The sequence below is a fragment of the Streptomyces sp. B6B3 genome, from assembly GCF_039871525.1.
Taxonomy (GTDB): Bacteria; Actinomycetota; Actinomycetes; order Streptomycetales; family Streptomycetaceae; genus Streptomyces.
Genome location: NZ_JBDPLU010000006.1, coordinates 342025 through 364028 on the forward strand (window position 1 = coordinate 342025; position 22004 = coordinate 364028).

At 73.5% G+C, this 22004-nt stretch carries 26 protein-coding genes, 1 pseudogene and 1 riboswitch; of the genes and pseudogenes, 13 read left to right on the forward strand and 14 right to left on the reverse strand.

What is annotated here, in order from left to right:
* Nucleotides 1–7: 7 nt before the first annotated feature.
* From ABGB06_RS16135 to ABGB06_RS16145, 3 genes are all read right to left on the reverse strand, one after another.
* The gene (locus ABGB06_RS16135) at nt 8–754 is read right to left on the reverse strand and encodes a phosphotransferase (protein ID WP_347589743.1); all 747 of its coding nucleotides are present in this window, start codon (nt 752–754) and stop codon (nt 8–10) included.
* A 97-nt stretch (nt 755–851) separates the two neighbouring features.
* Entirely contained in the window at nt 852–1292 is a 441-nt protein-coding gene (locus ABGB06_RS16140) for a MarR family winged helix-turn-helix transcriptional regulator (RefSeq protein ID WP_347589745.1), read from the reverse strand.
* Nucleotides 1289–1675 carry a hypothetical protein gene (locus ABGB06_RS16145; RefSeq protein WP_347589747.1) on the reverse strand — a complete coding sequence of 129 codons (387 nt, stop codon included), beginning with the start codon at nt 1673–1675 and terminating at the stop codon, nt 1289–1291. Before ABGB06_RS16145 ends, ABGB06_RS16140 begins: the two co-directional genes overlap by 4 nt.
* 171 nt (nt 1676–1846) lie before the next feature.
* On the opposite strand from ABGB06_RS16145, the gene ABGB06_RS16150 reads away from it, so the two are divergent.
* Nucleotides 1847–2269 (forward strand): SRPBCC domain-containing protein, encoded by a 423-nt coding sequence (locus ABGB06_RS16150; protein WP_347589749.1) that lies wholly within the window; start codon nt 1847–1849, stop codon nt 2267–2269.
* Here the strand turns inward: ABGB06_RS16150 and ABGB06_RS16155 are convergent, their stop codons facing one another.
* Nucleotides 2270–3202 carry an NAD(P)-binding domain-containing protein gene (locus ABGB06_RS16155; RefSeq protein ID WP_347589751.1) on the reverse strand — a complete coding sequence of 311 codons (933 nt, stop codon included), beginning with the start codon at nt 3200–3202 and terminating at the stop codon, nt 2270–2272.
* Nucleotides 3203–3371: 169 nt separating this feature from the next.
* On the opposite strand from ABGB06_RS16155, the gene ABGB06_RS16160 reads away from it, so the two are divergent.
* From ABGB06_RS16160 to ABGB06_RS16170, 3 genes are all read left to right on the forward strand, one after another.
* Nucleotides 3372–3701 carry a helix-turn-helix domain-containing protein gene (locus ABGB06_RS16160; RefSeq protein WP_347589753.1) on the forward strand — a complete coding sequence of 110 codons (330 nt, stop codon included), beginning with the start codon at nt 3372–3374 and terminating at the stop codon, nt 3699–3701.
* A 39-nt stretch (nt 3702–3740) separates the two neighbouring features.
* Complete coding sequence (locus tag ABGB06_RS16165; protein ID WP_347589755.1) at nt 3741–4787, forward strand: LacI family DNA-binding transcriptional regulator; 1047 nt, start codon at nt 3741–3743, stop codon at nt 4785–4787.
* 163 nt (nt 4788–4950) lie between these two features.
* The gene (locus ABGB06_RS16170) at nt 4951–6795 is read left to right on the forward strand and encodes a discoidin domain-containing protein (protein WP_347589757.1); all 1845 of its coding nucleotides are present in this window, start codon (nt 4951–4953) and stop codon (nt 6793–6795) included.
* Between the two features lie 82 nt (nt 6796–6877).
* Here ABGB06_RS16170 and ABGB06_RS16175 read toward each other — a convergent pair whose 3' ends face one another.
* A complete protein-coding gene (locus ABGB06_RS16175) occupies nt 6878–7738 on the reverse strand; it encodes a helix-turn-helix transcriptional regulator (protein WP_347589759.1) in 861 nt (286 codons plus the stop codon).
* Between the two features lie 127 nt (nt 7739–7865).
* Between ABGB06_RS16175 and ABGB06_RS16180 the strand changes: the two genes are divergently transcribed.
* Together ABGB06_RS16180 and ABGB06_RS16185 are read left to right on the forward strand one after the other, a co-directional pair.
* Entirely contained in the window at nt 7866–8864 is a 999-nt protein-coding gene (locus ABGB06_RS16180; protein WP_347589761.1) for an aldo/keto reductase, read from the forward strand.
* Nucleotides 8865–9001: 137 nt separating this feature from the next.
* Nucleotides 9002–9388 carry a nuclear transport factor 2 family protein gene (locus tag ABGB06_RS16185; protein ID WP_347589763.1) on the forward strand — a complete coding sequence of 129 codons (387 nt, stop codon included), beginning with the start codon at nt 9002–9004 and terminating at the stop codon, nt 9386–9388.
* A gap of 70 nt (nt 9389–9458) precedes the next feature.
* Here the strand turns inward: ABGB06_RS16185 and ABGB06_RS16190 are convergent, their stop codons facing one another.
* From ABGB06_RS16190 to ABGB06_RS16200, 3 genes are all read right to left on the reverse strand, one after another.
* Nucleotides 9459–10529, reverse strand: a complete 1071-nt coding sequence (locus ABGB06_RS16190; protein ID WP_347589765.1) for a DUF1996 domain-containing protein — start codon at nt 10527–10529, stop codon at nt 9459–9461.
* 231 nt (nt 10530–10760) lie between these two features.
* Nucleotides 10761–12209, reverse strand: a complete 1449-nt coding sequence (locus ABGB06_RS16195; protein ID WP_347589767.1) for a glycine hydroxymethyltransferase — start codon at nt 12207–12209, stop codon at nt 10761–10763.
* Between the two features lie 24 nt (nt 12210–12233).
* A riboswitch (ZMP/ZTP riboswitch) is annotated at nt 12234–12328 on the reverse strand.
* A gap of 119 nt (nt 12329–12447) precedes the next feature.
* Nucleotides 12448–13374 carry a carbohydrate kinase gene (locus tag ABGB06_RS16200; RefSeq protein ID WP_347589769.1) on the reverse strand — a complete coding sequence of 309 codons (927 nt, stop codon included), beginning with the start codon at nt 13372–13374 and terminating at the stop codon, nt 12448–12450.
* 166 nt (nt 13375–13540) lie between these two features.
* On the opposite strand from ABGB06_RS16200, the gene ABGB06_RS16205 reads away from it, so the two are divergent.
* Nucleotides 13541–13960: a phage holin family protein gene (locus tag ABGB06_RS16205; RefSeq protein WP_347589771.1), complete on the forward strand. Its 420-nt coding sequence runs from the start codon at nt 13541–13543 to the stop codon at nt 13958–13960.
* Here ABGB06_RS16205 and ABGB06_RS16210 read toward each other — a convergent pair.
* Nucleotides 13938–14249: a hypothetical protein gene (locus tag ABGB06_RS16210; protein WP_347589773.1), complete on the reverse strand. Its 312-nt coding sequence runs from the start codon at nt 14247–14249 to the stop codon at nt 13938–13940. The two genes, ABGB06_RS16205 and ABGB06_RS16210, sit on opposite strands and share 23 nt — an antisense overlap.
* On the opposite strand from ABGB06_RS16210, the gene ABGB06_RS16215 reads away from it, so the two are divergent.
* Both ABGB06_RS16215 and ABGB06_RS16220 read left to right on the forward strand, forming a co-directional pair.
* Nucleotides 14233–14529 (forward strand): DUF3618 domain-containing protein, encoded by a 297-nt coding sequence (locus tag ABGB06_RS16215; RefSeq protein WP_347589775.1) that lies wholly within the window; start codon nt 14233–14235, stop codon nt 14527–14529. The genes ABGB06_RS16210 and ABGB06_RS16215 overlap by 17 nt on opposite strands.
* Nucleotides 14526–14750 carry a hypothetical protein gene (locus ABGB06_RS16220; RefSeq protein WP_347589777.1) on the forward strand — a complete coding sequence of 75 codons (225 nt, stop codon included), beginning with the start codon at nt 14526–14528 and terminating at the stop codon, nt 14748–14750. The genes ABGB06_RS16215 and ABGB06_RS16220 overlap by 4 nt, the downstream gene beginning before the upstream one ends.
* A 131-nt stretch (nt 14751–14881) precedes the next feature.
* Here the strand turns inward: ABGB06_RS16220 and ABGB06_RS16225 are convergent, their stop codons facing one another.
* Both ABGB06_RS16225 and ABGB06_RS16230 read right to left on the reverse strand, forming a co-directional pair.
* Nucleotides 14882–15382, reverse strand: coding sequence for an isoprenylcysteine carboxylmethyltransferase family protein (locus ABGB06_RS16225; protein WP_347589779.1), 501 nt, complete (start codon nt 15380–15382; stop codon nt 14882–14884).
* Nucleotides 15383–15400: 18 nt separating this feature from the next.
* Nucleotides 15401–16207 (reverse strand): methyltransferase domain-containing protein, encoded by an 807-nt coding sequence (locus ABGB06_RS16230; protein WP_347589781.1) that lies wholly within the window; start codon nt 16205–16207, stop codon nt 15401–15403.
* Between the two features lie 179 nt (nt 16208–16386).
* On the opposite strand from ABGB06_RS16230, the gene ABGB06_RS16235 reads away from it, so the two are divergent.
* Nucleotides 16387–16800 (forward strand): hypothetical protein, encoded by a 414-nt coding sequence (locus ABGB06_RS16235; RefSeq protein WP_347589854.1) that lies wholly within the window; start codon nt 16387–16389, stop codon nt 16798–16800.
* Here ABGB06_RS16235 and ABGB06_RS16240 read toward each other — a convergent pair.
* Nucleotides 16797–17630, reverse strand: coding sequence for a helix-turn-helix transcriptional regulator (locus ABGB06_RS16240; RefSeq protein ID WP_347589856.1), 834 nt, complete (start codon nt 17628–17630; stop codon nt 16797–16799). The two genes, ABGB06_RS16235 and ABGB06_RS16240, sit on opposite strands and share 4 nt — an antisense overlap.
* 126 nt (nt 17631–17756) lie before the next feature.
* On the opposite strand from ABGB06_RS16240, the pseudogene ABGB06_RS16245 reads away from it, so the two are divergent.
* Nucleotides 17757–18725 (forward strand): annotated as a pseudogene (locus tag ABGB06_RS16245) (alpha/beta hydrolase).
* Between the two features lie 161 nt (nt 18726–18886).
* Nucleotides 18887–19693 carry an SAM-dependent methyltransferase gene (locus ABGB06_RS16250; RefSeq protein WP_347589858.1) on the forward strand — a complete coding sequence of 269 codons (807 nt, stop codon included), beginning with the start codon at nt 18887–18889 and terminating at the stop codon, nt 19691–19693.
* Nucleotides 19694–19749: 56 nt separating this feature from the next.
* On the opposite strand, the gene ABGB06_RS16255 is transcribed toward ABGB06_RS16250, so the two are convergent.
* On the reverse strand, nt 19750–20673 hold the full coding sequence (locus tag ABGB06_RS16255; protein ID WP_347589783.1) for a helix-turn-helix transcriptional regulator: 924 nt from the start codon (nt 20671–20673) through the stop codon (nt 19750–19752).
* A gap of 91 nt (nt 20674–20764) precedes the next feature.
* Nucleotides 20765–21007, reverse strand: coding sequence for a DUF397 domain-containing protein (locus tag ABGB06_RS16260; RefSeq protein ID WP_347589785.1), 243 nt, complete (start codon nt 21005–21007; stop codon nt 20765–20767).
* Between the two features lie 210 nt (nt 21008–21217).
* Here ABGB06_RS16260 and ABGB06_RS16265 point away from each other — a divergent pair, with 210 nt between their 5' ends.
* On the forward strand, nt 21218–21976 hold the full coding sequence (locus ABGB06_RS16265; protein ID WP_347589787.1) for an ATP-binding protein: 759 nt from the start codon (nt 21218–21220) through the stop codon (nt 21974–21976).
* Nucleotides 21977–22004: the final 28 nt, after the last annotated feature.

The following is a 22004-nucleotide window of genomic DNA, read 5'->3' on the forward strand; positions in this document are numbered from 1 at the left end:
CGACTCCTCACAGCCGGGCTCGCAGCACGTCGACCTCGCAGCCCGGCGCGAACGGGTCGAAGCCGTGCTCGACCAGCCAGCGAACCCCCAGCAGGCTTCGCAACGACCACCACGCCCGGATCACGTCGAGGTCGACGTCGGCGCCGTAGCCGGCGATGACGTCGCCGAGGTGCTCCTCGTGCCCGAGCGTCAGGATGGCGAGGTCGAAGAGGGCATCACCCTGACCGGCCTCGGACCAGTCGATGATGCCGGTGATCTCCTCGCCGTCGACGAACACGTGATCGACCTGCAGGTCGCCGTGCGTGAACGCCGGAGTCCACGGCCGGAGCGCGGCCTCGGCGACCTTGCGGTTGCGGGTGACCAGGTCGCCGGGCAGGACACCGTTCCGCACGAGCCACTCGCACTCGCCGTCGAGCTCCGCCGCCAACTCGTCGGGCCCCCTGCCACCCCGGCCGGGCCAGGGCGGCAACGGCGCGTCGTGCAACCTCCGGACGGCGGCACCCGCCGCGACCCACGCCGCCGGCGACGCGGTCGACGGCTCGCCGAGGTGACCGAGCGCCGTCCCCGGAACCGCGGCGATCGCGAGCACGGGCGGCTTGTGCCACAGAACCTCCGGGGTCGGGACCGGCGCCAGGGCCACCGCCCGGACCTCGACGTCGATGCGCACCTGATCGGCGTCCACCTTCAGGAACACGTCACCGACGCGAAGGGTCGCGCGCTCCGAATGGGCGACGACGACTTTGACCTCATCCATGGCGACCAGCATCCCGGACGACCCATCCACGGTGCTGGGAGTTTCGCGCGCGACCGTGCGGCCGGCGCCGTTTCGGGGCCGGTGACGGGGGCGCTGATCAGGTGTCCAGCGTGTGGGAGCGGGCGATCAGGTCCGTCATCGCCTGGTGGAAGTCGTGGCGTCGTTGTTCGCTCCAGTCCTCGGTCAGGCGGGCGAAGACCCGTTCCTGCCAGTCGTGGGCGTGTTCCAGCAGGGCGTGTCCCGACGGGGTGACCGTGGCCTGGCGTTGGCGGCCGTCCGTCGTCGATGGCCCCGGGGCCAGGTAGCCGGCCTCGGTCGCGGTCCTGACCAGGCGGGACGCCCCGCTCTGGTCGATGCCGAGCTCGTGGGCGACGGCGTTGACCGTGGCCGCTGCCCCTCGGCGGGTCAGGGCGTGGACGGCCTCGGTGGCCAGCAGCAGCCGGCCCTGCTCGGCGAGCCTGTCGTCGCCGGCCGGCGACCTGCGCGACCAGTGCCGGACGAACGCGAACAGCGTCTGGCCGGGGCCCGGGTCGCTCATTCGGTGGCCGCCATCGCGCGGCAGATGTGGGCCAGCTCCAGGGCCGACGTCAGGTCGGGCAGCCGGAGCGAGGCCGTCACCCTGGTGCCGGAGACCCGGAACACCGTCGCCACCCGGGTCGGCGCCTCGCTCCCCGGCCAGCTGGCGTCCTCCTCCACGACCATGAGGTGCTCGCTGACCGGATGCCAGGACCGCGGGACCAGCCTGATCCCCGAGCGTGCCACCCATTCGGCGAACTCCTCCGGCGTGATCGGCCCCGCGCCCCTCGGGCCCAGCACGACGATCGGATCGCCGACCGCCCGCCTCGACCGCTCCGGGTCGCCGTCGTTCACGCTCGCGTGCCACTCGTTGATGGCCGTTTCCAGTGCTGGTGCGGTCTCCATGGCAGAAGTATATGCGAAACGCATACATTTCCCATGGCAACCAACGCGTCGAAGAAAGTTGACACGTCGGGCGGGCCCACTCGCCGAGGTCGGCGAGTGGCTGCATCCCTTCGAGCACTACTGGCGCGCCCGGATGGGGGCGCTGCGCGACCTGATCCACGAGGAGAGTCCATGACCGGCGCCGACCCGACCGTCATCCGCTGCGACCAGTTCATCCCGCATCCGCCCGCGGCGGTCTGGCGGGCCCTGACCGAGCCCGACCCGCACGCGCGGTGGTGGGCGGCCGGCGACGTCCGACCCGTCGTCGGTCACCGCTTCACCCTGGACATGGGGTCGTGGGGAGACCAGCAGTGCGAGGTGCTCGCGGTGGAGCCCGGGCGGCTGCTCCGGTACAGCTTCGCCCCGGGTTCGTTGGACTCCACGATCACCTGGCGGCTCGAGGCCGAGAGGACCGGCACCCGCCTGTTCCTCGAACACGCCGGATTCGATCTCGACTCGCCCCTGGGCCGGGCCGCGTACGAGGGCATGGGACGCGGCTGGCCGGGCGCCCTGCGTCGCGTCGACCACGCCCTCGTCGAGGTGGCGGGCCGCTGACTACGCCGTCCGTTCGGGCATCCTGAGCACCTCCGTCAGGGCCGCGATGCTGTGCTCGCCGTGGCCCGCCGCGACCGCCCGCCGCACCAGGTCGTGCAGCGGGGCGAGCCAGGCCGAGTCGACGTGCGTCTCCGTGGTCAGCTCCGCGTCGTGGGCCGCGCCGGCGAGGAAGAGATTCACGGAGGAGGCCGCGTCCCCGTAGTCGCCGCTGTCGATCTCCCTCGCGTAGACCGGCAGCAGGGACTTGATCATGTCCAGCCACTTTCCGGCGAACCGCACCATGCTGGCCGCCTCCAGCCCACGGGCCTGGACCGCCGCGGCTCCCTGGAAGAAGCCGACGAGCGCCGGCAGCAGCATGGCGCCCACGGCCATCTCGTACAGGGCGGCGAGGTCGGTCTCGGCCCCGAGGTGGACGGTGTCGCCGCCGAGAACCCGCAGCGTCGTCTCGTACTCGTCGAAGACCGTCCGATCGCCGCCGTAGTACAGCAACGTGTCCGGCGCCCCCACGGCCGCCGGCACGTTCTTGACCGCTCCGGCCAGGAACCGGGCGCCGTGGCCGGTCGCCCAGGCGGCCAGGGCGCGGGCGCCGGCGGGTGAGCCGCTGTTCAACGTGACGAGGGCGCGCCCGGACAGCGCCGCGGCGGCCGGCTCCAGTGCGGAGCGCGTGTCGTCGAAGGTGGTCAGGCACGTGACGACCAGCGGGCTCGCCTCGACCGCGGCCGCCACCGAACCGGCGTGGTCCGCGCCCCTGGCCACCAGGGGCGCGGCCCTGGCGGGGGTGCGGTTCCACACCGTCGTCGGGTGCCCGGCGTCGACGAACGCCTCGGCCAGCGCCCGGCCCATCGACCCCAGTCCGAGGACGGTCACGGGTGCGGGCGTGGGTGCGGGCGTGGGTGCGGATGTGAGGTCGGGTGTGCGGTCGTTCCCGGACATGCGTCACTCCAGTCAGCGGTCGGAGGGTCGAGTCGCCACGCATCGCGCACCAGCGCGTCCGACGCGGCGTCCGTTCCATGCTGGGGAGCGCACACACATTTGATCAAGTACCTACATTATTGTCGGGTACTCACAGTCTTGTTCGTACCACGTGCTGGCGGGAGCGCCGATGACCAAGCGGACCTTCACCTGCGGCCTCGACGCCGCCATCTCCGTCATGGGCGGCAAGTGGAAGGGGCTGATTCTCTTCTCGCTCGGCGAAGGGCCGCTGCGCTTCGGGGAGTTGAGACGCACCGTGGCCGGCATCAGCGAGCGGATGCTGATCCTCCAGCTCCGCGAGATGGAGACCAGCGGCCTGGTACACCGCGAGGTCTACCACCAGGTCCCGCCCAAGGTGGAGTACTCGCTGACCGAGTTCGGCAGCTCCCTCAACGCGGCGCTCGCGCCGCTCGGCGAGTGGGGCGAGGAGCATATGGAGCGCATCGAGGCCATTCCGTAGCCGGGAGAGCGGTTTCCGAGGTGTGGTAGAAAGGCCACCATGGGTGACAGGGTGGCCAGGGACTCCCCCACGTTGGAGGACGTGGCGCGGGCCGCGGGGGTGTCGCGGGCCACCGTCTCGCGGGTGATCAACGGGATCCGCAACGTCGATCCGGCGATCCAGGACGTGGTGCGCCGGGCCATCAGCAGCACCGGCTACGTGCCGAACCGGGCCGCCCGTTCGCTGGTGACCAGGAAGGCCGGATCCGTCGCGCTGGTGGTCTCGGGAGCGGGCGACGACGAGGGCGGGGAGGCCAGGGGCGAGGTGCTCGGGGACCCGTTCTTCGGGCGGATCGCCAGCGGCGTCGTCGGCTACCTGAGCCCGCGCGGGATGCACCCGCTGCTGATGCTCGCCGACTCGGCGGAGGCTCGCCGGCAGGTGGTGGCCTACCTGCGGCAGGGCCACGCGGACGGCGCGGTGCTGGTGTCCACGCACGCCGCCGACCCGCTCCCCGCCCAGCTCGTGGAGGCCGGCCTGCCGGCCGTGCTGTTCGCCCGGCCGCCCCGCCCGCTGCCGGTCAGCTACGTGGACCTGGCGCACCGGGACGGCGCCCGGCTGGCCGCCGACCATCTGGTGGCGCGCGGCTGCCGGCGGGTGGCCACCATCACCGGGCCGCTGGACGTGCTGGCCGCCGCCGACCGGCTGGCCGGCTTCCGCGAGGCCATGGCGCGCCACGGCCACCCGTACGTGCCCGACGCCGCCGGCGACTTCACGCAGGAGGGCGGCGAGCGCGCGATGGCCGCGCTGCTGCTCACCGAGCCCGACCTGGACGGGCTCTTCGCCGCCAACGACCTGATGGCCCAGGGCGCGCTGCACGTGCTGCGCGAACACGGCCGCCGGGTGCCGGACGACGTCGCCGTGGTCGGCTTCGACGACAGCAGCGCGGCGACCGCCTGCCGGCCGGCGCTGACCACGGTGCGCCAGCCGATCGAGGAGATGGCGGCGGAGATGACCCGGCTGCTGCTGGACCGTGTCGGGCCTCAGCCGGGGCGCAGCCTGGCCTCGGTGATCTTCGAGCCCACGCTGGTGGTCCGCGGCTCCGCGTGACCGCGCCCGCCACCTGACCGCCCTCTCCGCCACACCCCGGTGAGTTCCGGGAACGCACGGGCGTTGACACCCGACCGGCGGAGGGACAGGCTGAGGCGACGCGGGAGAGCGCTCTCCCAGCCAGCTCCGTTCCCCGCCCACCCCCCACGCAGAGGAGAAACCCGTGGTCCACGAGCCGTATCCCCGGACCCGGGCGCTGAGTCGCGCCCGACCCACGCTCCTGCTCGGATCCGTCCTCGCGCTGCTGGCCGGCGGCCTGACGCTGGCCCAGCTGCCGCATGCCGACGCCGCCCCCGGCGACGCCACCACGACGAACGCGGCGGACGCGGCGAACACGGCCGGCGGCGCCGCGCTGCCCAACGCCGCCAGCGTCGTCGAGGTGACCGGCGGCCAGGGCGACTGGCAGCTGACGGTGGACGGCGCCCCGTACACGGTCAAGGGGCTCACCTTCGGCCCGTCCGCCGCCGACGCCGCCCAGTACCTGCCCGACCTGGCCTCCATGGGCGTCAACACCGTCCGCACCTGGGGCACGGACCAGACCACCGCCCCGCTGCTGGACGCCGCCGCGGCCAACGGCGTCCGGGTCATCGCCGGCTTCTGGCTGCAGCCGGGCGGCGGCCCCGGCAGCGGCGGCTGCGTGGACTACGTCAACGACCACGACTACAAGGGCGAGCAGCTCGCCGCGATGAACCAGTGGGTCGGCGCCTACCAGGACCACCCGGGCGTGCTGATGTGGAACGTCGGCAACGAGTCGCTGCTCGGCCTGCAGAACTGCTACTCGGGCGCCGAGTTGGAGGCGCAGCGCGACGCCTACGCCCGGTTCGTCAACGACGCGGCCGAGGAGATCAAGGCGCTGGACCCGAACCACCCCGTCACCTCGACCGACGCCTGGACCGGCGCCTGGCCGTACTACCAGGAGCACACGCCCGCGCTGGACCTGCTGGCGGTCAACTCCTACGCCGACGTCTGCAACATCGAGGAGGCGTGGACACAGGGCGGCTACGACCGGCCGTACATCCTCACCGAGGGCGGCCCGCCCGGCGAGTGGGAGGTCGACGACGACGCCAACGGCGTGCCGCTGGAGCCCACCGACGTGGAGAAGCGGGACGGCTACCGGGCGGCCTGGGAGTGCCTGATGGGGCACGAGGGCGTGGCGCTGGGCGGCACCCTGTTCCACTACGGCGTCGAGGAGGACTTCGGCGGCGTCTGGTTCAACCTGCTGCCCGGCGGCGAGAAGCGCCTGTCGTACTACGAGGTGGCCGAGTTGTACGGCGGCGCGCCGCCGGCCAACACCCCGCCGGTGATCACCGGCATGAGCGTCGCCGGCGACGCCACGGCGGTGCCCGCCGGCGAGGAGTTCACCCTCCGCGCCGACGTCGCGGACCCGGACGGCGACCAGATCGCCTACGAGGTGCTGGTCAGCAGCTACTACCTCGACGACAACAAGGCCTTGGTGCCGACGGAGTTCACGAACAACGGCGACGGCACGTTCACGGTGACCGCGCCGGACCGGATCGGCCCGTGGAAGCTGTACCTGGCGGCCCGCGACGGCCAGGGCAACCTCGGCATCGAGACCGCGTCGATCGGCGTGGTCGCGCCGCCCGTGGCCGGCAGCAACATCGCCCAGGGCCGGCCCACCACCGCGTCCTCCGAACAACCGGAGTACAACGGCGAGACGTTCGAGCCCGGGCACGCCACGGACGGCGACCTCGCCACCCGGTGGGCCAGCGACTGGAGCGACCCGCAGTGGGTCCAGGTGGACCTCGGCTCGGTGACCTCCTTCGACCACGTCCAGATCGTCTGGGAGGTCTCCTACGCGAGCGCGTACCAGGTGCAGGTGTCGGACAACGGCACCGACTGGCGGACCGTCCACGAGGTGACCGGCGGGACGGGCGGCGTCGACACCGCGGCGGTCAGCGGTTCCGGCCGCTACGTCCGGGTCAACGGCACCCAGCGCGGCACCGGCTGGGGCTACTCGATCTACGAGTTCGGCGTCTACGCCTCCTGAGCCCGACGACCGGCGGGCGCTGACGCACCCTTCCCCGCGGCGGCGCCCGCGGTCCGGCCCCGGCCATCCGGCCGGGGCCGCCTCACGTCGCGGGCGCGCCAGTGGTCCCGGCCGGGAACTCCTCGGTGCCGAGCACCCGCAGCAGTTCCAGCCGTTCGCGGGCCTCGTCGTCCGCCGGGGTGAGCACCAGCAGTTGCTGACGCTGGTCGGGGGTGACCAGGGTCTCGCAGTCCATGACCACCCGGCCCACTTGCGCGTGCAGCAGCGTCTTGCGGTCAGCCCGCCGGATCCCCACCTCGTGCTCGGCCCAGAGCCGGCGGAAGTCGGCGCTCGCGGCCCGCAGCCGGTCGACGAGGCCGGCGACCGCGGGGTCCCCTGACCTGCGACCGGCGACCGCGCGCAGGTCGGCCACGAGCTGGCGGGCCTGGCGCTCCCGCTCCTCGGGCAGCGCGACGGCGCGGGCGGCGGGTTCCGTGAACCAGCGGTAGACGATGTAGCGCCGGTCGCCGGTGAAGCGGGTGAGGTCGCCCATCAGCAGGACGTCCGCCCGGTTCTGCGCGAGCACCTCCCCCAGCTCCGACAGCACCAGGGCCGGGGTGTCGCCGAGCAGGTCCAGCATGCGGATCAGGCCGGCGCGGGCCATGCCGGCCACCCCGTCGGCGGGCGGCGGCCGGTGTCCCGCCAGATGGAACAGGTGGTCGCGCTCGTCGTCGGACAGCCGCAGCGCCCGGGCCAGCGCGCCGAGCAGCTGGGGCGACGGCTGGCTGCTGCGGCCCTGCTCCAGGCGCACCACGTAGTCCACCGACATGCCGGCGAGCATCGCCACCTCCTCCCGGCGCAGGCCGGCGGTGCGCCGGCGGCGGCCGTCGGCGAGGCCGACCTCGGCGGGGCGGATCGCCGCGCGGCGGCGGCGCAGGAAGTCGGCGAGCTGCTCGCGTTGCATGACGCCATGGTCCCGCGTGGCGGGCGGGCGGATCCAGGGAGCGGCGCTCCCACGATGAACGCTCCGCTCCCGGACCTCGCGCCGCGGGCGCAGGGTGGGTGACAGCTCGACGACGAAGGAGACTGTGATGCAGGTACGAACCCTGGGCCGCACCGGCCCAGCCGTTTCCGCGCTGGGCCTGGGCGCGATGGGCATGTCGAACGGCGTCTACGGCCCGGCCGACCGCGCGGAGAGCATCGCCACGGTGCACGCCGCGCTGGAGGCCGGCGTCACGCTGATCGACACCGGCGACTTCTACGCCATGGGCCACAACGAGTTGCTGCTCGCCGAGGCGCTGCGCGGCCGGGCTCGGGACAGCTACCGGCTGAGCGTGAAGTTCGGCATGTTGCGGGGTCCTGGCGCGGAGTTCGGCGGACCCGACGGCCGCCCCGAGGCGGTGCGGAACTTCCTGGCCTACTCGCTGACCCGGCTGGGCACCGACCACGTCGACATCTACCGCCCCGCCCGGCTCGACCCGGCGGTGCCGATCGAGGAGACCGTGGGGGCGATCAAGGAGCTGATCGACGCCGGGCACGTGCGGCACCTGGGCCTCTCGGAGGTCGACGCGGCGACGATCCGCCGGGCGCACGCCGTGCATCCGGTGGCCGATCTGCAGATCGAGTACTCGCTGCTGTCCCGCGCGGTGGAGGCGGACGTGCTGCCCACGCTGCGGGAGCTCGGCATCGGCCTGACCGCGTACGGCGTCCTCGGCCGCGGCCTCATCTCCGGGCACTGGTCCGCCGGCCGCACCGCGGGCCCCGGCGACAGCCGCGCCTTCGGCCCGCGGTTCGCGAGCGGGAACGTGGAACACAACCTCGGCCTCGTGGCGGCGCTGCGCCGGGTCGCCGAGGCGAGGGGATGCACCGTCGCTCAGCTCGCCATCGCCTGGGTGGCCGCGCGGGGCGAGGACATCGTGCCGCTGGTGGGGGCGCGCACCCGCGAGCGGCTGGCCGAGGCGCTGCCCGCGCTGGAGCTGGACCTCACCGCGGACGACCTCGCCGAGATCGAGAAGGCGGTGCCCCCGGGCACGGCGCGCGGCGACCGCTACCCGTCCGCGTTCATGGCCGGCCTCGGCGTGGGGAACTGAGACCGGCTTCCCCGGAAGGTCCGCTGAGCTGCGGCATTACCTCGCACGTCATCGACAGTCCCCCGGGTCGACGGGAACCATCGACGCGACGGGGCCGCCCGGCCCGGCGTCAGGAACCCGAACGAGGAGCGACCACCATGTCGACCATCCCCCAGCCGGCCGCGGCCTTCGACGACCTGGCCGCGCGCTACATCGCGGCGTGGAACGAGACGGAGCCGGCGGCGCGTCGGCGGGCCGTCGACGACCTGTGGAGCGAGGACGGCAGCTACACCGACCCGTTGGCCGCCGCCCGGGGACGGGCGGAGATCGACGCGGTGATCGGCGCGGTCCAGCAACAGTTCGCCGGCATGACGTTCCGGCTGGCGGGCCCGGTGGACGGGCACCACAACCAGGCCAGGTTCACCTGGGAGCTGGGCCCCGAGGGCGACGAGGCGCTCGTCGTCGGCTTCGACGTCGTGCTGACCGACGAGGCGGGCCGGCTCACTCAGGTCCTCGGCTTCCTGGACCGAATCCCGACCGCCTGAGACCCGGCCCCGGCCGCCCGTGGGGGGCGGCCGGGGCCGAGGGCGGGGCGGTCGAGGGCGGGCGGCCGGGTCAGGGCAGCTCGTAGTCCTCGGTCAGCGCCGCGCCGCGGTCCGGCTTGTACTGGTCGAAGCCGCGGGCGTCGCACTGCAGGCCGCCGTTGATGCAGTGCTCGGAGAGCGCGGCCAGGGTCGCCTCGTCCCACGCGTTGAAGAAGTCGTAGTGGAACGAGTAGCCCTCGCCGCTGGCCAGCACCACGTCCGAGGTGTCGGAGCCGGCGGGGAAGGCCATCTTGAACTCGATCATCGGCACCGCCACCGGGTGGCTGCTCGGGCAGACGTCCTGCTGCAGCCCGGCGTCCCAGACGGGATAGGCCATGTGCGCCTGGTGGTCGGGCGAGTCCAGATGCCGGCCGTCCCAGCAGCTCGGCGCCTGGTAGCGGACGTTGAGCTGGGCGCCCGCGGCGCAGCTGTCGGGGATGTTGGAGTTGAAGAACGAGTCCCCGCACTCCCAGCCCTCGACGGAAGCGTCCAGGAACTCCTGCTCGGTCTGGGTGGGGCTGCCGACCACGTAGCGCAGGCCGGTCGGGAACGGGCGGACGGTGCGGAAGTCGGTGACCCCGGCCTTGTAGTAGATGACCTGGTCGCCGATGGGCCGGACCTCCTGGTCGCCGTTGAACATGGTCGGCATCCAGTACGCGGAGAGGTCGGCGGGCACCTTGCAGGTGGTGTCACCCTGCTCCAGCGACGCCAGGGTGCTGGCGGCGTCGGTGGTGGTGTTGCCCATGAAGGTGTGGTCGTGCGACTCCCCCGGCAGGTTGGGATAGACGATCGGGTCGTCGGGGGCGGTGTGCGACACCGAGCAGTTGGCCTGGAACTCGTGGTGCGAGGCGTAGGGCACGTTCGGCTGCGGCGCTATGCCCTCGACCGGCTCGTCCACCGGGATCCACTCCCCCGGTGGCGGGGCCATCAGGGTCGTGTGGTCGCCGTGCTCGGCGTGCGCGGCGTGATCGCCGTGCGCGGCGGTCGGGGCGGTGGTCCCGGACGGCGCGGCCGAGGCGCTGATCGCGCCGAGCCCGGCCGCCACGAGCGCCAGCGCCGCGGCGACCACCGAGCCCGACGCGAGGGCTGATCTACGTGGCATGCGGATCTCCTCCTGTGGGGGGATTGGGAGAGCGCTCTCCCACTGGGGAGTGTTCCGCCGCCGCCGAAGGGTGTCAATGCTCGGAGAACTTCCCGGAACCGCCCGGAACCGCCCGGGGTGCGGCCGGGCGGAGACGCGCGGAGACCGGGGGAAACGACGTTCCCCCGGTCTCCGGGATCGGCTGTGCCCGGCCGGGAACGGGCCGGGGTCCGGGCGCTCGGCCCGGACGACTCAGCCCAGGTCGACCTCGGGGTAGAGGGGGTGTCCGGCCAGCAGGTCGGCGGCGCGCTCCGCGACCCGCTTGGCCACCCCGTCGGCCACCGCGTAGCTCGCCTTGGAGGGCTTGCCGCTCTTGGTGGTGCCGGGCGAGGTCTGGGACAGCACGGTGTCGATGAGCTCGGCGACCTCGTCGAGGCCCGCGGGGTCGAGCCCGCGGGTGGTGAGCGCCGGGGTGCCGAGGCGGATGCCCGAGGTGTACCAGGCGCCGTTGGGGTCGCGCGGGATGGCGTTCCGGTTGGTGACGATGCCGGCGTCGAGCAGCGCGGCCTCGGCCTGGCGGCCGGTGAGCCCGTACCCGGAGACGTCCAGCAGCACCAGGTGGTTGTCGGTGCCGCCGGTGACCAGGCGCGCGCCCCGGCGCTGCAGGCCCTCGGCCAGCGCCCGCGCGTTGTCCACGATGCGCTGGGCGTAGTCGGCGAACGTGGGCTGCCTGGCCTCGGCGAGCGCCACGGCCTTGGCGGCCATCACGTGCGGCAGCGGGCCGCCGAGCACCATCGGGCAGCCGCGGTCCACCTGCTCGGCGAGCGAGTCGTCGCAGAGCACCATGCCGCCGCGCGGGCCGCGCAGCGACTTGTGGGTGGTGGTGGTGACGATCTGCGCGTGCGGCACCGGGTCGTGGTCGCCGGTGAACACCTTGCCCGCGACCAGGCCGGCGAAGTGCGCCATGTCGACCATCAGGGTGGCGCCGACCTCGTCGGCGATCTCCCGCATCACCCGGAAGTTGATCAGCCGGGGGTAGGCCGAGTACCCGGCGATGATGATCAGCGGCCGGAACTCGCGCGCCGTGGCCCGGAGCGCGTCGTAGTCGAGCAGCCCGGTCTCGGCGTCGGTGCCGTAGCTGCGCTGGTGGAACATCTTGCCGGAGATGTTCGGCCGGAAGCCGTGGGTGAGGTGACCGCCGGCGTCCAGCGACATGCCCAGCATCCGCTGGTTGCCGAGCTCCTTGCGGAGCGCCTCCCAGTCCGCCTCGTCCAGGTCGTTGACCTGCCGGGCCGCGGCCCGTTCCAGCGCGGGGCGCTCCACCCGGGCGGCCAGCACCGACCAGAAGGCGACGAGGTTGGCGTCGATGCCGGAGTGCGGCTGCACGTAGGCGTGCCGCGCGCCGAACAGCTCGCGAGCGTGCTCGGCGGCGAGGGCCTCGACGGTGTCGACGTTGCGGCAGCCGGCGTAGAAGCGGTGGCCGATGGTGCCCTCGGCGTACTTGTCGCTGAACCAGTTCCCCATGGCCAGCAGCACGGCGGGCGACGCGTAGTTCTCGCTGGCGATGAGCTTCAACGACTCGCGCTGGTCGTGCAGCTCGGCGCCGATCGCGTCGGCGATCCGGGGCTCGACCCCGCGGATCACTTCCAGGGCGGTGCGGAAGGCGGCAGACTCTGCGTTCGGGGTGCTCGGGGTCGTCATTCGGGGCCTCCATGCCGGGACGTCGCGAACGGCCCAGGCGCACGGCACTGTCATCGCAGTCGCGAGGGCCGCTCCCCGATGGTCCATCCCATCCGAACGCGCCAGTCACGGCCCGGTGCGAGCGTAGCACCCGCGCCGGCCCCGGCGTCGGCCCCCGAGGACGGCCCACGGGCGTGCCCCGCGCGGCCCGCCCACCTGCGGCGTCGGGCTCGAACACGCGCCCCGCCGGCGCCGGTCGTCAGGCGCCGTCGAGGGTCGCGTCGAGTTCGGCGCGGGTCGGCGGATCGGCCCCGACCCGGGTGCAGGTGAGCGCCGCCGCCGCGGTGCACCGGGACAGCACCGCGGCCAGTTCGGCCGGCGCGGTGGGTGGTTCCGCGCGCTCGGCCAGGGCGTCGAGCAGGGCGGACTGGAAGGAGTCGCCCGCGCCCACGGTGTCCTTCACGGTGATTGCCGGGGCGCCCACCCGCACCTCCCGCTCCCCGGTGACGGCCAGGGCGCCGTCCCCGCCCAGGGTCACCACCGCCAGCCGCGGTCCCCTGGCCAGCAGCTCGCGGGCCGCGGCGACGACCCCGAGCCCGGGAAACAGCCAGGCCAGGTCCTCGTCGCTGGCCTTCAGCACGTCCACCGCCTCGGCCAGCCGGCCGGCGGCGGCGCGGTAGTCGTCACGGTCCGGCTGGACGGCGGGGCGCACGTTCAGGTCGGCCACGACGGTCCGGCCCCGCCCGCGCTGTTCCCGGCACAGGTCGAGCACCCGGGTCGCGCCCGGCTCGATCACCACGGCCAGCGAGCCGGTGTGCAGCACGGCGGTGTCCTCGGGGACCGGCAGCTCCAACGGCTCCCAGGAGGCGAGGAAGTCGTAGTCGGCGGCGCCCTCCTCGTCGAGGTAGGCGAGGGCGACCATGGTGCGGCCACGGCTCGTCGGCGCGGTGGGCGCGCGCCGCACCGGGACCCCGGTGGCCGCGAGGTGGCCGCGCACCAGCTCGCCCGGCGCGTCGTCGCCCCAGGAGGTGACGAGGGTGACCGGCCGGCCCAGCCGGTGCAGCCCGACCGCGACGTTCGCCGGGCTGCCGCCGGGCACGGCGTGCGCCTCCCGGGCGCCGACGCGCCACAGCAGGTCGACCAGTGCCTCGCCGACAACGGTCACCCGTGCGCTGCCGTCCGCCATGCTCCACGCCTTCCGCTCGCTCTTGTCCCAGGCCATGGTGCGTGGCCGGCCCGGCGACGGCAAGATCCTCCGGACCTCGGAGCCTGACCTGCCGTCATCCGGGCGCATGAGCGGGCGAGGCCGGGGTACACGGAGCGCTCAAGCCAGAGACGGTAGGTGAACGGAGATGGCGAGTACTGACCAACGGCCGGCGCCCGACGTCCCCGAGGACTCGACGAAGGCGCTGCTGGCCCGCGCGTCGCAGCAGCTCTCCCGGCTGGTGCGCGAGGAGATGCGGCTCGCGCAGGCGGAGATGGTGGCCAAGGGCCGGCGGTACCAGATCGCCGGCGGACTGTACGGCGGCGCCGCGGTGGTCGGCGTGGTCGCCTTCCAGGCGCTGGTCGCCGCCGCCATCGCCCTGGTGGCGCTGGCCCTGCCCGTCTGGCTGTCGGCGCTGCTGGTGGCCGGCGCGTTGGCCGCGGTGGCCGCGCTGCTCGCCGCCACCGCCAGGAAGCGGATGCGCGAGGGCGCGCCGCCCAGGCCGCAGCAGGCGATCGACAGCGTCAGGGCGGATCTGGCCGAAGTCAAGGAGAGGGCGCACCGATGAGCAGCGAGAACGGCGAGACCGGCAACCCGGCCAGGGCGGGCGGCGCGGCGAAGAAGAGTGCCGGGCCGGCGAAGAAGGCCACCGGCGCCGCGAAGAAGACCACCGCCAGGAAGAGCACCACGAAGAAGGCCACCGCGAAGAAGAGCACCGCCAAGAAGACCACCGCCGGGAAGGCGGCTGGCGGGCCGGTGCGGAAGGCGAACGGGACCGCCAGGACGGCGCCGCGCGCCGTGAGGAGCACGACCACACCACCGAAGAAGGACACCGACGCCGTGAGGAACCACGACACGACGACCGAGAGCACCGACGAGCGGACCGACAGGCTGCGCGGGCAGGTGGCGCAGACCCGGGAACAGTTGGGGCGCACGGTGGCGGCGCTCGCCGCCAAGGCGGACGTGAAGGGACGGGTGCAGGGCAGGGCGGCCAGGGCCGTCACGCCGGTCCGCGAGAAGGCGGGACAGGCCACCCGGGCCGCGCGCCGGCACCCGCTGCCCACCGCGGCCGCGCCGATCGCCGTCGCGGCCGCCGCGACGTACGCCGTAGTCCATCGCGCACGGAGGAACAAATGAACGCGTCCAGGATGATCCGCAAACCGGCCCGCAAGGTCACCCGACCGCTGGGCAGCAAGCTGGCCAAGGTCATGGTGAAGCGCCGGGTGCGCGCACGGGCCGGGCGGGCCACCGAGGCGGCCCGCAGGCACCCGCTGCCGACCGCGGCCGCGCCGGTGGCCGTCGCGGCCGCCGCGACCTACGCCGTGGTGCACCGGGCGCGGAAGGGCAGGGACGAGTGACCGGGCCTTCGAAGTCCAGGGTCACCGGGGCGTGGATGCCCGGCGCCCGGCCGACCGCCTGAACGGCCCCGCCGTGGAGCTCCGTCTCCGCGGCGGGGCTGAGGCATGCCGCGGATCGTGTGCCCGTGTCGTCACCGTGGGCGGCGCCGGGGCAGCCAGGCCGGGACGACCGCCCGGTAGGCGTCGTAGTCGGCGCCGAACGCCCGGTGCAGCGCCGGCTCCTCGTACCAGCGGACGAACGCCGCGCACACCAGCCACACCGCGATCCCGTAGAGCAGCGGTTCGGGTCGCACCAGCAGCAGCCCCTGGCCGGCGATGACGGCCACGACCTGTGCGTACATCGGGTTCCTGATCCGCCGGTAGGGCCCGCCGACGACCAGGTGCGTCGTTGGCGCCACCGGCGCCGGGGTGCCACGACCCTCGCGAACGAAGCGGGCGAAGGCCGCGACCAGCGCCGGCACGGCCGCGAGTAGCAGCCCGAGCCCGGCGGCCCGGAACAACAGGACGCCGACGTGGTCCCACGGGTACGGCGTGTGCCAGCGGGTGATCAGCCAGGGCCCGAGGCCGGCAACGACGCCCGGCGCCACCACGAAGAACGCCGCGCTCCACCCTGCCGCCGTGACGATGCGCACACCGCCAGTATGTTCGCGTCAGGCCGCCCGGGCCACGGTCAGGAGGTGGGCACTCACCCCCAGCAGCGCGGGCTCGCGCTCCACGAGGCGCAGGGCCTCCAGCACCGCGGCCCGCTGCTCCGGGTCGTCCAGCCGTTCCGGCATCCCCGCCACCAGCCAGGCCGTGCCCTCCAGCCCCGCGGTCACCGGGTCCACGAGGCCCGCGTCGGCGAACTCGCCCGCCAGGTCGGCGGGGTCGTGGAAGTACGCCTCGGTGAAGATGTCCGTCTCCGGCGGCTGGTGGCCCGTGCCGAGCAGGGCGAGGAGCCCGGGGCGGCGGTCGGGCTCGAAGTAGAAGCCCTGGAGGAGGCCGTCGTTCAGGGGCGCCCACCGGGAGATCGAGGCCGCCGCGACCACCCCTCCTGGGCGGGCCACGCGGGCCGCCTCGACCAGCGCCCTGACCCGGTCGGCGCGCTCCGGCAGGTGGTAGAGGGGACCCAGCAGCAACACGGCGTCGAACGAGGAGTCCTCCTCGCGCAACCGGCGGGCGTCGCCGATCCGGGCCGTGAGGCCGCGCTCCCGTGCCTGCCTGACGTGCAGTTCGACCGGGTCGACCAGTTCGACGTCGTACCCGTCGGCGGTCAGCCACACCGCGTGCACGCCGCTGGCGCCACCCACGTCCAGCACGCGGGCGGGCGGGGCGGGCAGGGCCCGGCGCAGCACGTCCTGGGTGCGCCAGAACTCCAGCCTGGCGTCGGCCGGCCGGCCCGCGTCCTCGGCGAGGCGGATCTCTTCGCCGCCTCGTTCGTAGTAGGCGCGGACGTGGGGATGCAGTGAGGGCTCCATTTCCGGATGGTGCCCGTCCCGCGCCCGCGCCGGCAACGCGTTTTCGCCGGAACGCCCACTCCGCGACGGCCTCCCCCGCCCCGCATGACCTCGGAGGTCATCGACGGTTCCCGCGGAACGGGCGAGGGTGTGGGGGTCGGTTACCCCCGTCTTCGAGGAGGGCGATTCCCATGACCGCGATGTCCGTCACCCAGGCCCGGACCCCCGCGTCCCCGCGCGTCTGGCTGCGACGCTGGCTGACGCTGGACGCGGTGGTCACCGGCGGCAACGCGCTGGTGTACCTGGCCGCGGCCGGGCCGGTCGGCCGCCTGCTCGGTCTGGACACCGGTCTGCTGGTCGGCCTCGGCGCGTTCCTGCTCGGCTACGCCGCGGTCGTCGGCTGGCTGGCGAGCCGGCGGGAGCCCGCCACGGCCGCCGTGTGGTGCGTGATCGAGGCCAACGTCGCCTGGTCGGTGGCCAGCCTGGTCGCCCTGGCGCTGTGGCTGGACCCGGACGCGCCGGGCGCCGTCTGGATCCCGGCCCAGGCCGCGGTGGTCGCGGCGTTCGCGGCGCTGCAGTACCGCGCGCTGCGCGCGACCGGTGGGCAGCGCTAGGAGCTCGCGGGTTGGCTCAGGGTGGCGCGCAGGTGGTCGGCGGTCTCCGGGTCGGCCGGGAGGAAGGTCTCCACGGCCAGTTCGGAGACCGTCACGTCCACCGGGGTGTTGAAGGTGGCGATGGCGGACAGGAAGGACAGCCGCCGGCCGGCGTGCTCGACCACCATCGGCAGGGCCAGCGGGCTGTGGCCCCCCACCCGCTCGTCGCCTCCGGGGGGCAGCCGGTAGCCGGCGACCTCCTCGTAGAGCTCGCGCAGCGGCTCGGAGCGCAGCAGGGCGAGCTGCCGGCGCATCTGGTCGAGCAGGTGGCCGCGCCACTCGCGGAAGTTGCGGATGCGCGGCGCCAGGCCCTCGGGGTGCAGGGTGATCCGCATGGCGTTCAGCGGCGGCGTCAGCAGCCAGGGGGCGACGCCTTCGAGGAGCAGCGCGATGCCGCGGTTGGCCGCCACCACCTGGTACCGGCCGTCCATCACCAGCGCGGGGTAGGGCTCGTAGCCCGCGAGCAGCCGGTCGAGGCCGTCGCGTAGCACCGCGAGGCCCGGCGAGTCGAGCGGGGTCTCGGGGAACCGGGGCGCGTATCCGGCGGCGACCAGCAGCGCGTTGCGCTCGCGCACCGGGACGTCCAGGTGCTCGGCGAGCCGCAGCACCATCTCCTCGCTCGGCCGGGACTTGCCGGTCTCCACGAAGCTGATGTGCCGGGCGGAGGAGTCGGCGCGCAGCGCCAGGTCCAGCTGGCTGACCCCGGCTCGCCGCCGCCACTCGCGCAGCAGCGGCCCGATCCCCGACGCGCGGCTTCCCCCAGGCCCAGGAGGCATGGGAGGTGCCCCCATGGCCGAGGCGCCGCGGGTCTCGGGACGCGCGGCGAGCGGGGTCGTACCGGTGGAGGGCATACGCCGAGGATACGCGGGCACACTCGGCTGATCATCCTCCGCATGCCCCGCGACCAAGAGCCAGCCATGCAGACCGAGCCCACCGCCGGACGCCGCGACGATCTCACCACCGCGCGGGACGGCGTGCCGATCGCCACGTACACCTGGTTGCCGGCCGGATAGCGGGCGCGGGCCTGGGTGCAGCTGGTGCACGGCGCCGCCGAGCACGCCCGGCGCTACGACCGCTTCGCGCGGCTGCTCGCCGGCAGTGGCTTCGGGGTGGTGGCCACCGACCACCGCGGTCACGGGCTGACCGCCCCGCACACCGGCGGCTACGGCGTGGTGGGCGCCTCCGGCTGGCGGGCGGTGGTCGAGGACCTCAAGGTGGTCGGCGAGCGGGTGCTGGCCGAGACGCCCGGGGTGCCGCTGCTGATGCTGGGACACAGCATGGGTTCGCAGCTCGCCCGGGACTTCGCCCAGGAGCACGGCGGGACGTTGGCCGGGCTGCTGCTGTCCGGCACCTTCCGCTCGCTGCCGGGGTGCGAGACCGAGGAGGCGACGGCGCGGCTGACGGCGGAGATCGAGCGGGGTGGGCGGGACGCGCCGTCCGACTTCGTGCCGGAGCTGTTCGGCTCGTTCAACGACCCGTACCCGTTCCGCATCGGCGTTGGGGGTACCTCCCAGGCCCCTCGGGCCTGGGGGAGGCTCTCCCGGGATCCGGCGGAGGTCGACCCCTACGTCGCGGACGAGGCGTGCGGCTTCGCGTTCAGCGCGGGCCTGGCGCGGGACTGGGTGCTCGGCGTGCGGAAGATCAACGATCCGGAGCAGCAGGGGCGCATCCCGCGCGATCTGCCGGTGCACGTCGCCGTCGGCGACCAGGACCCGTGCCACTCGGGGCTGACGCTGGTCTACGAGCTGTTGGAGGACTTCCGCTATCTCGGGACGCGGCACCTGAGTTGGCACGCCTACCCGGACGCCCGGCACGAGATCCTGAACGAGACGAACCGCGACGAGGTCGCGGCCGACCTGCTGACCTGGCTGGAGGCCAGGGTCTGACCGCCCCGCTCCGGTCAGCCGTTCCGCCCGTGCACTGATCATGAAGCTCTGGCCATGGCAGGATGCCCTGGCAACGCGACGTGCGCGGCGCTCCCCCGGCCCGTGAGGGCCCGGGCAGGGCCGCCATGCCGACCGGCGAGCATGACAGGGGCATGGCCACGATGGGCGACGGACCCACGTACGAGATCGACACCACCGTGGCCAGCGTGGCGCGCGTGTACGACTACGCGCTGGGCGGCAAGGACAACTATCCCGCGGACCGGGTCGCGTTCGAGCGCATCGAGGCCACGGCGCCCAGTCTCCGGCCGCTGGCGATGAACAACCGCCGCTTCCTGGAGCGGGTGGTGCGGGTGCTGGCCGAGGACTACGGGGTGCGGCAGTTCCTGGACCACGGTTCAGGGCTGCCGACGCAGGACAACGTGCACCAGATCGCCCGGCGTTCGGCCCCGGACGCCCGGGTGGTGTACGTCGACCACGACCCGATGGTGGTGACCCACAGCCGGGCGCTGCTGGAGGGGGTGGCGAACACCGCGATCATCCAGGCGGACTTCCGGGACATCGACGCCGTCTTCGGCGATTCCCGGACGCGGGAGCTGCTCGACCTGTCGAAGCCGGTCGCGGCGCTGTTCGTCTCGGTGTTGCACTGCATCCCCGACTCCGACGATCCGGGCGGCCTGCTGCGGCGGGTGGCGGACCGGCTGCCACCGGGGAGCTTCCTGGTGGTCAACCAACTGGTCAGCGAGAACGCCGCGTTGCGGGCCTGGATGACCGAGTTCATGGCGGAGCACACCGACCTGGGCTGGGGCCGGGTGCGGCAACGGCACGAGGTGCGCCGGTACTTCGAGGGTCTTGAGGTGCTGCCGCCGGGGCTGGTGGAGATCAGCACCTGGCGTCCGGACTCGGCGCTGGCACCCCGCCAGATAACCGACGAGTGGATCGAGTTCGGCGGAGTCGCCCGGACCGACTGAGCGGATCGGCGCCGCGCGGCGCCGACCCCGTCAGCTCGTCACGGGAAAACGTTCCGTCACAGGGATCGTTCGAGACCGTCGAGGAAGCGCAGGCCGTCGAGGAAGTCGGCGGTCTTGCCGTGCGGTTCGGCGGTGGCGCAGAGGCTGTCCATCACCGCCATGTAGTCCTCGACGTCCTCCCGCTTGTCCAGGTAGAGCGCGCTGTTGAGCTGCTCCAGGTAGACGATGTCGGGCAGGTCCGGCTCCATGAAGCGGAGTATCGTCACCGGGCCGCCCGCCGCCGCCAGGCCGCCGATCCGGAACGGGGCGACCTGCAGGGTGATGTTGGGGCGCTCGGCGAGCTCCCGCAGGTGCCTGATCTGGGCGCGCATGGCCTCGGGGCCGCCGAGGGCCCGGCGCAGGGCCGCCTCGTCCACCACCGCCCAGAGCTTCGGCGCGTGCGGCTTGAGCAGCAGCTTCTGCCGCTCCAGGCGCAGTTCGACGCGGCGGTCCACCTGCCGGTCGGAGGCGCGCGGGTTGCCCAGCCTGATGCAGGCGCGGGCGTAGTCGGCGGTCTGCAGCAGGCCGGGGATGAACTGCACCTCGTAGGTGCGGATCATCGAGGCGGCCTCCTCCAGGCCGATCAGCGTCTCGAACCAGCTGGGCAGAACGTCGCTGTACTTCTGCCACCAGCCGGGGGTGCTCGCCTGACGGGCGAGCGCGAGGAACTGCTCGCGCTGCTCGTCGTCGACCACTCCGTAGAGGGTGAGCAGGTCGGCGATGTCCCGCTCCTTGGATCCCACCCGCCCCAGTTCGAGACGGCTGATCTTGGCGTGCGAGCCGCGGATGGCGTCTCCGGCGGCCTCCCGGGTGATCCCACGGCTCTCCCTGAGCCGGCGCAGGTGGGTGCCGAGCACGATTCGCAGTACGGTCGGCCCGCCCCTCGGATGGGACAGGATGTCCGTCACCGAGGAGACGCGGCCTGCCTGAGCTGACGCCATGATGTGTCCTCTGAGTGGTTGAATCTGCGCCCAGTCTGTCACCGTTCCATCACGACGTACAGCCGCCTCCCCCCCACGCCCGGTAACTCGTTCAGTCGGCGCTGATGAGATCGTCGAAATCGCCGTCCTTGGCGCCCTGGATGAAGGCCACCATCTCGGCCTGTGTGTAGATGAGCGCCGGGCCCTGTGGATCACGGGAGTTGCGCACCGCCACCTCCCCGTCCGGCAGTCCGGCCAGCTCGACGCAGTTTCCGTTCGGGTTGCTTCGTCCGCTCTTCCGCCAGATCGCTCCCCGCAGGAGGGTGGCGGGGGCACCGTTGGTGAACTGCGGCATTTCTACTCCTACGTGACGTGCATTCGCATTTGCCACCCACGACAGATCGGGGGCGGCTACTGACCGAATACTGCCCTGGATCGGAGCGTTCTTGCATCTGTTCTTGCATCCGTTCTTTCGGATGCACTTGCAGCAACACGCTGTGTTCCCTCAGGATGGACCCAGGGGAGCCGGCGGCAAGGTCGAGGAAGTCGCGCTGCGGAGGTCGTGATGACAACTCACCCGATGTGGTGGGCGAGCGAGGAGGGCGTCGACGGAGCGTTCGGCGGGCAGCGAGCGGCACTGGCGCCGCTGCCGCCGTCCGGGCGCCTGCCGTTCGCCGCCATGGCCCGACATCCCGTCGGCCGGCCGCACGACGACGCGTCCGCGGTGACCGACGAGGCGCGGGGCGAGTCCGCGGGCTTCGCCACCTTCCCGCTCGCCAACCTCCCCGACTCGCCGTGCGTCGCGCGGAGTCTCACCCGGACCACGCTCCAGGGCTGGGGACTGCCCGAGCTGACCGACGACGCCACCGTGGTCGTCTCCGAGCTCGTCACCAACGCCCTGCGGTACGGGCTGCCCACCATCGGGCGGCACCGCCCGCTGCCGCCGGCGAGCACCGAACAGCCGTTCCTGCTGAGCCTGGTGCACCACGGCGGCTCCGTGTTGTGCGCGGTCTTCGACCCGGGCGCCGAGGTGCCGGTGATCCGGGAGCCCGACTACTTCCAGGAGTCGGGACGCGGTCTGCACGTGCTCCAGTCGCTCGCCGAGAGCTGGGGCTGGACCACGCCCGACCGGCACGGCAAGGCCGTCTGGGCGCTGCTCCAGACGGCCAAGGAGTGCCAGCAGGACGGTCCGCCGCTCGGCCCGGCGGACGCCGAATGGGAGCCCCTCACCCGGCTCCTGCTGCTGCTCGAACTGCTCAGCGGCCCGTCCTGGCTGAAGGCGCTCGGCTCCTCCGCCCGCGGCCCCCGCGCCGCGGCCGACTGACGCGCCGGCCTTCCCGGCCCCCCGGTCA

Excerpts from the sequence above, each read along its gene's own strand:
- ABGB06_RS16220 (WP_347589777.1), top strand. The coding sequence starts at position 14,526 with ATGAACGCGTCCAGGATGATCCGCAAACCGGCCCGCAAGGTCACCCGA.
- ABGB06_RS16145 (WP_347589747.1), bottom strand. The coding sequence starts at position 1,675 with ATGGAGACCGCACCAGCACTGGAAACGGCCATCAACGAGTGGCACGCG.
- ABGB06_RS16190 (WP_347589765.1), bottom strand. The coding sequence starts at position 10,529 with ATGCCACGTAGATCAGCCCTCGCGTCGGGCTCGGTGGTCGCCGCGGCG.
- ABGB06_RS16230 (WP_347589781.1), bottom strand. The coding sequence starts at position 16,207 with ATGGAGCCCTCACTGCATCCCCACGTCCGCGCCTACTACGAACGAGGC.
- ABGB06_RS16150 (WP_347589749.1), top strand. The coding sequence starts at position 1,847 with ATGACCGGCGCCGACCCGACCGTCATCCGCTGCGACCAGTTCATCCCG.
- ABGB06_RS16255 (WP_347589783.1), bottom strand. The coding sequence starts at position 20,673 with ATGGCGTCAGCTCAGGCAGGCCGCGTCTCCTCGGTGACGGACATCCTG.
- ABGB06_RS16195 (WP_347589767.1), bottom strand. The coding sequence starts at position 12,209 with ATGACGACCCCGAGCACCCCGAACGCAGAGTCTGCCGCCTTCCGCACC.
- ABGB06_RS16155 (WP_347589751.1), bottom strand. The coding sequence starts at position 3,202 with ATGTCCGGGAACGACCGCACACCCGACCTCACATCCGCACCCACGCCC.
- ABGB06_RS16160 (WP_347589753.1), top strand. The coding sequence starts at position 3,372 with ATGACCAAGCGGACCTTCACCTGCGGCCTCGACGCCGCCATCTCCGTC.
- ABGB06_RS16250 (WP_347589858.1), top strand. The coding sequence starts at position 18,887 with ATGGGCGACGGACCCACGTACGAGATCGACACCACCGTGGCCAGCGTG.
- ABGB06_RS16180 (WP_347589761.1), top strand. The coding sequence starts at position 7,866 with ATGCAGGTACGAACCCTGGGCCGCACCGGCCCAGCCGTTTCCGCGCTG.
- ABGB06_RS16265 (WP_347589787.1), top strand. The coding sequence starts at position 21,218 with ATGACAACTCACCCGATGTGGTGGGCGAGCGAGGAGGGCGTCGACGGA.
- ABGB06_RS16260 (WP_347589785.1), bottom strand. The coding sequence starts at position 21,007 with ATGCCGCAGTTCACCAACGGTGCCCCCGCCACCCTCCTGCGGGGAGCG.
- ABGB06_RS16200 (WP_347589769.1), bottom strand. The coding sequence starts at position 13,374 with ATGGCGGACGGCAGCGCACGGGTGACCGTTGTCGGCGAGGCACTGGTC.
- ABGB06_RS16165 (WP_347589755.1), top strand. The coding sequence starts at position 3,741 with ATGGGTGACAGGGTGGCCAGGGACTCCCCCACGTTGGAGGACGTGGCG.
- ABGB06_RS16235 (WP_347589854.1), top strand. The coding sequence starts at position 16,387 with ATGTCCGTCACCCAGGCCCGGACCCCCGCGTCCCCGCGCGTCTGGCTG.
- ABGB06_RS16240 (WP_347589856.1), bottom strand. The coding sequence starts at position 17,630 with ATGGGGGCACCTCCCATGCCTCCTGGGCCTGGGGGAAGCCGCGCGTCG.
- ABGB06_RS16205 (WP_347589771.1), top strand. The coding sequence starts at position 13,541 with ATGGCGAGTACTGACCAACGGCCGGCGCCCGACGTCCCCGAGGACTCG.
- ABGB06_RS16135 (WP_347589743.1), bottom strand. The coding sequence starts at position 754 with ATGGATGAGGTCAAAGTCGTCGTCGCCCATTCGGAGCGCGCGACCCTT.
- ABGB06_RS16185 (WP_347589763.1), top strand. The coding sequence starts at position 9,002 with ATGTCGACCATCCCCCAGCCGGCCGCGGCCTTCGACGACCTGGCCGCG.
- ABGB06_RS16140 (WP_347589745.1), bottom strand. The coding sequence starts at position 1,292 with ATGAGCGACCCGGGCCCCGGCCAGACGCTGTTCGCGTTCGTCCGGCAC.
- ABGB06_RS16175 (WP_347589759.1), bottom strand. The coding sequence starts at position 7,738 with ATGCAACGCGAGCAGCTCGCCGACTTCCTGCGCCGCCGCCGCGCGGCG.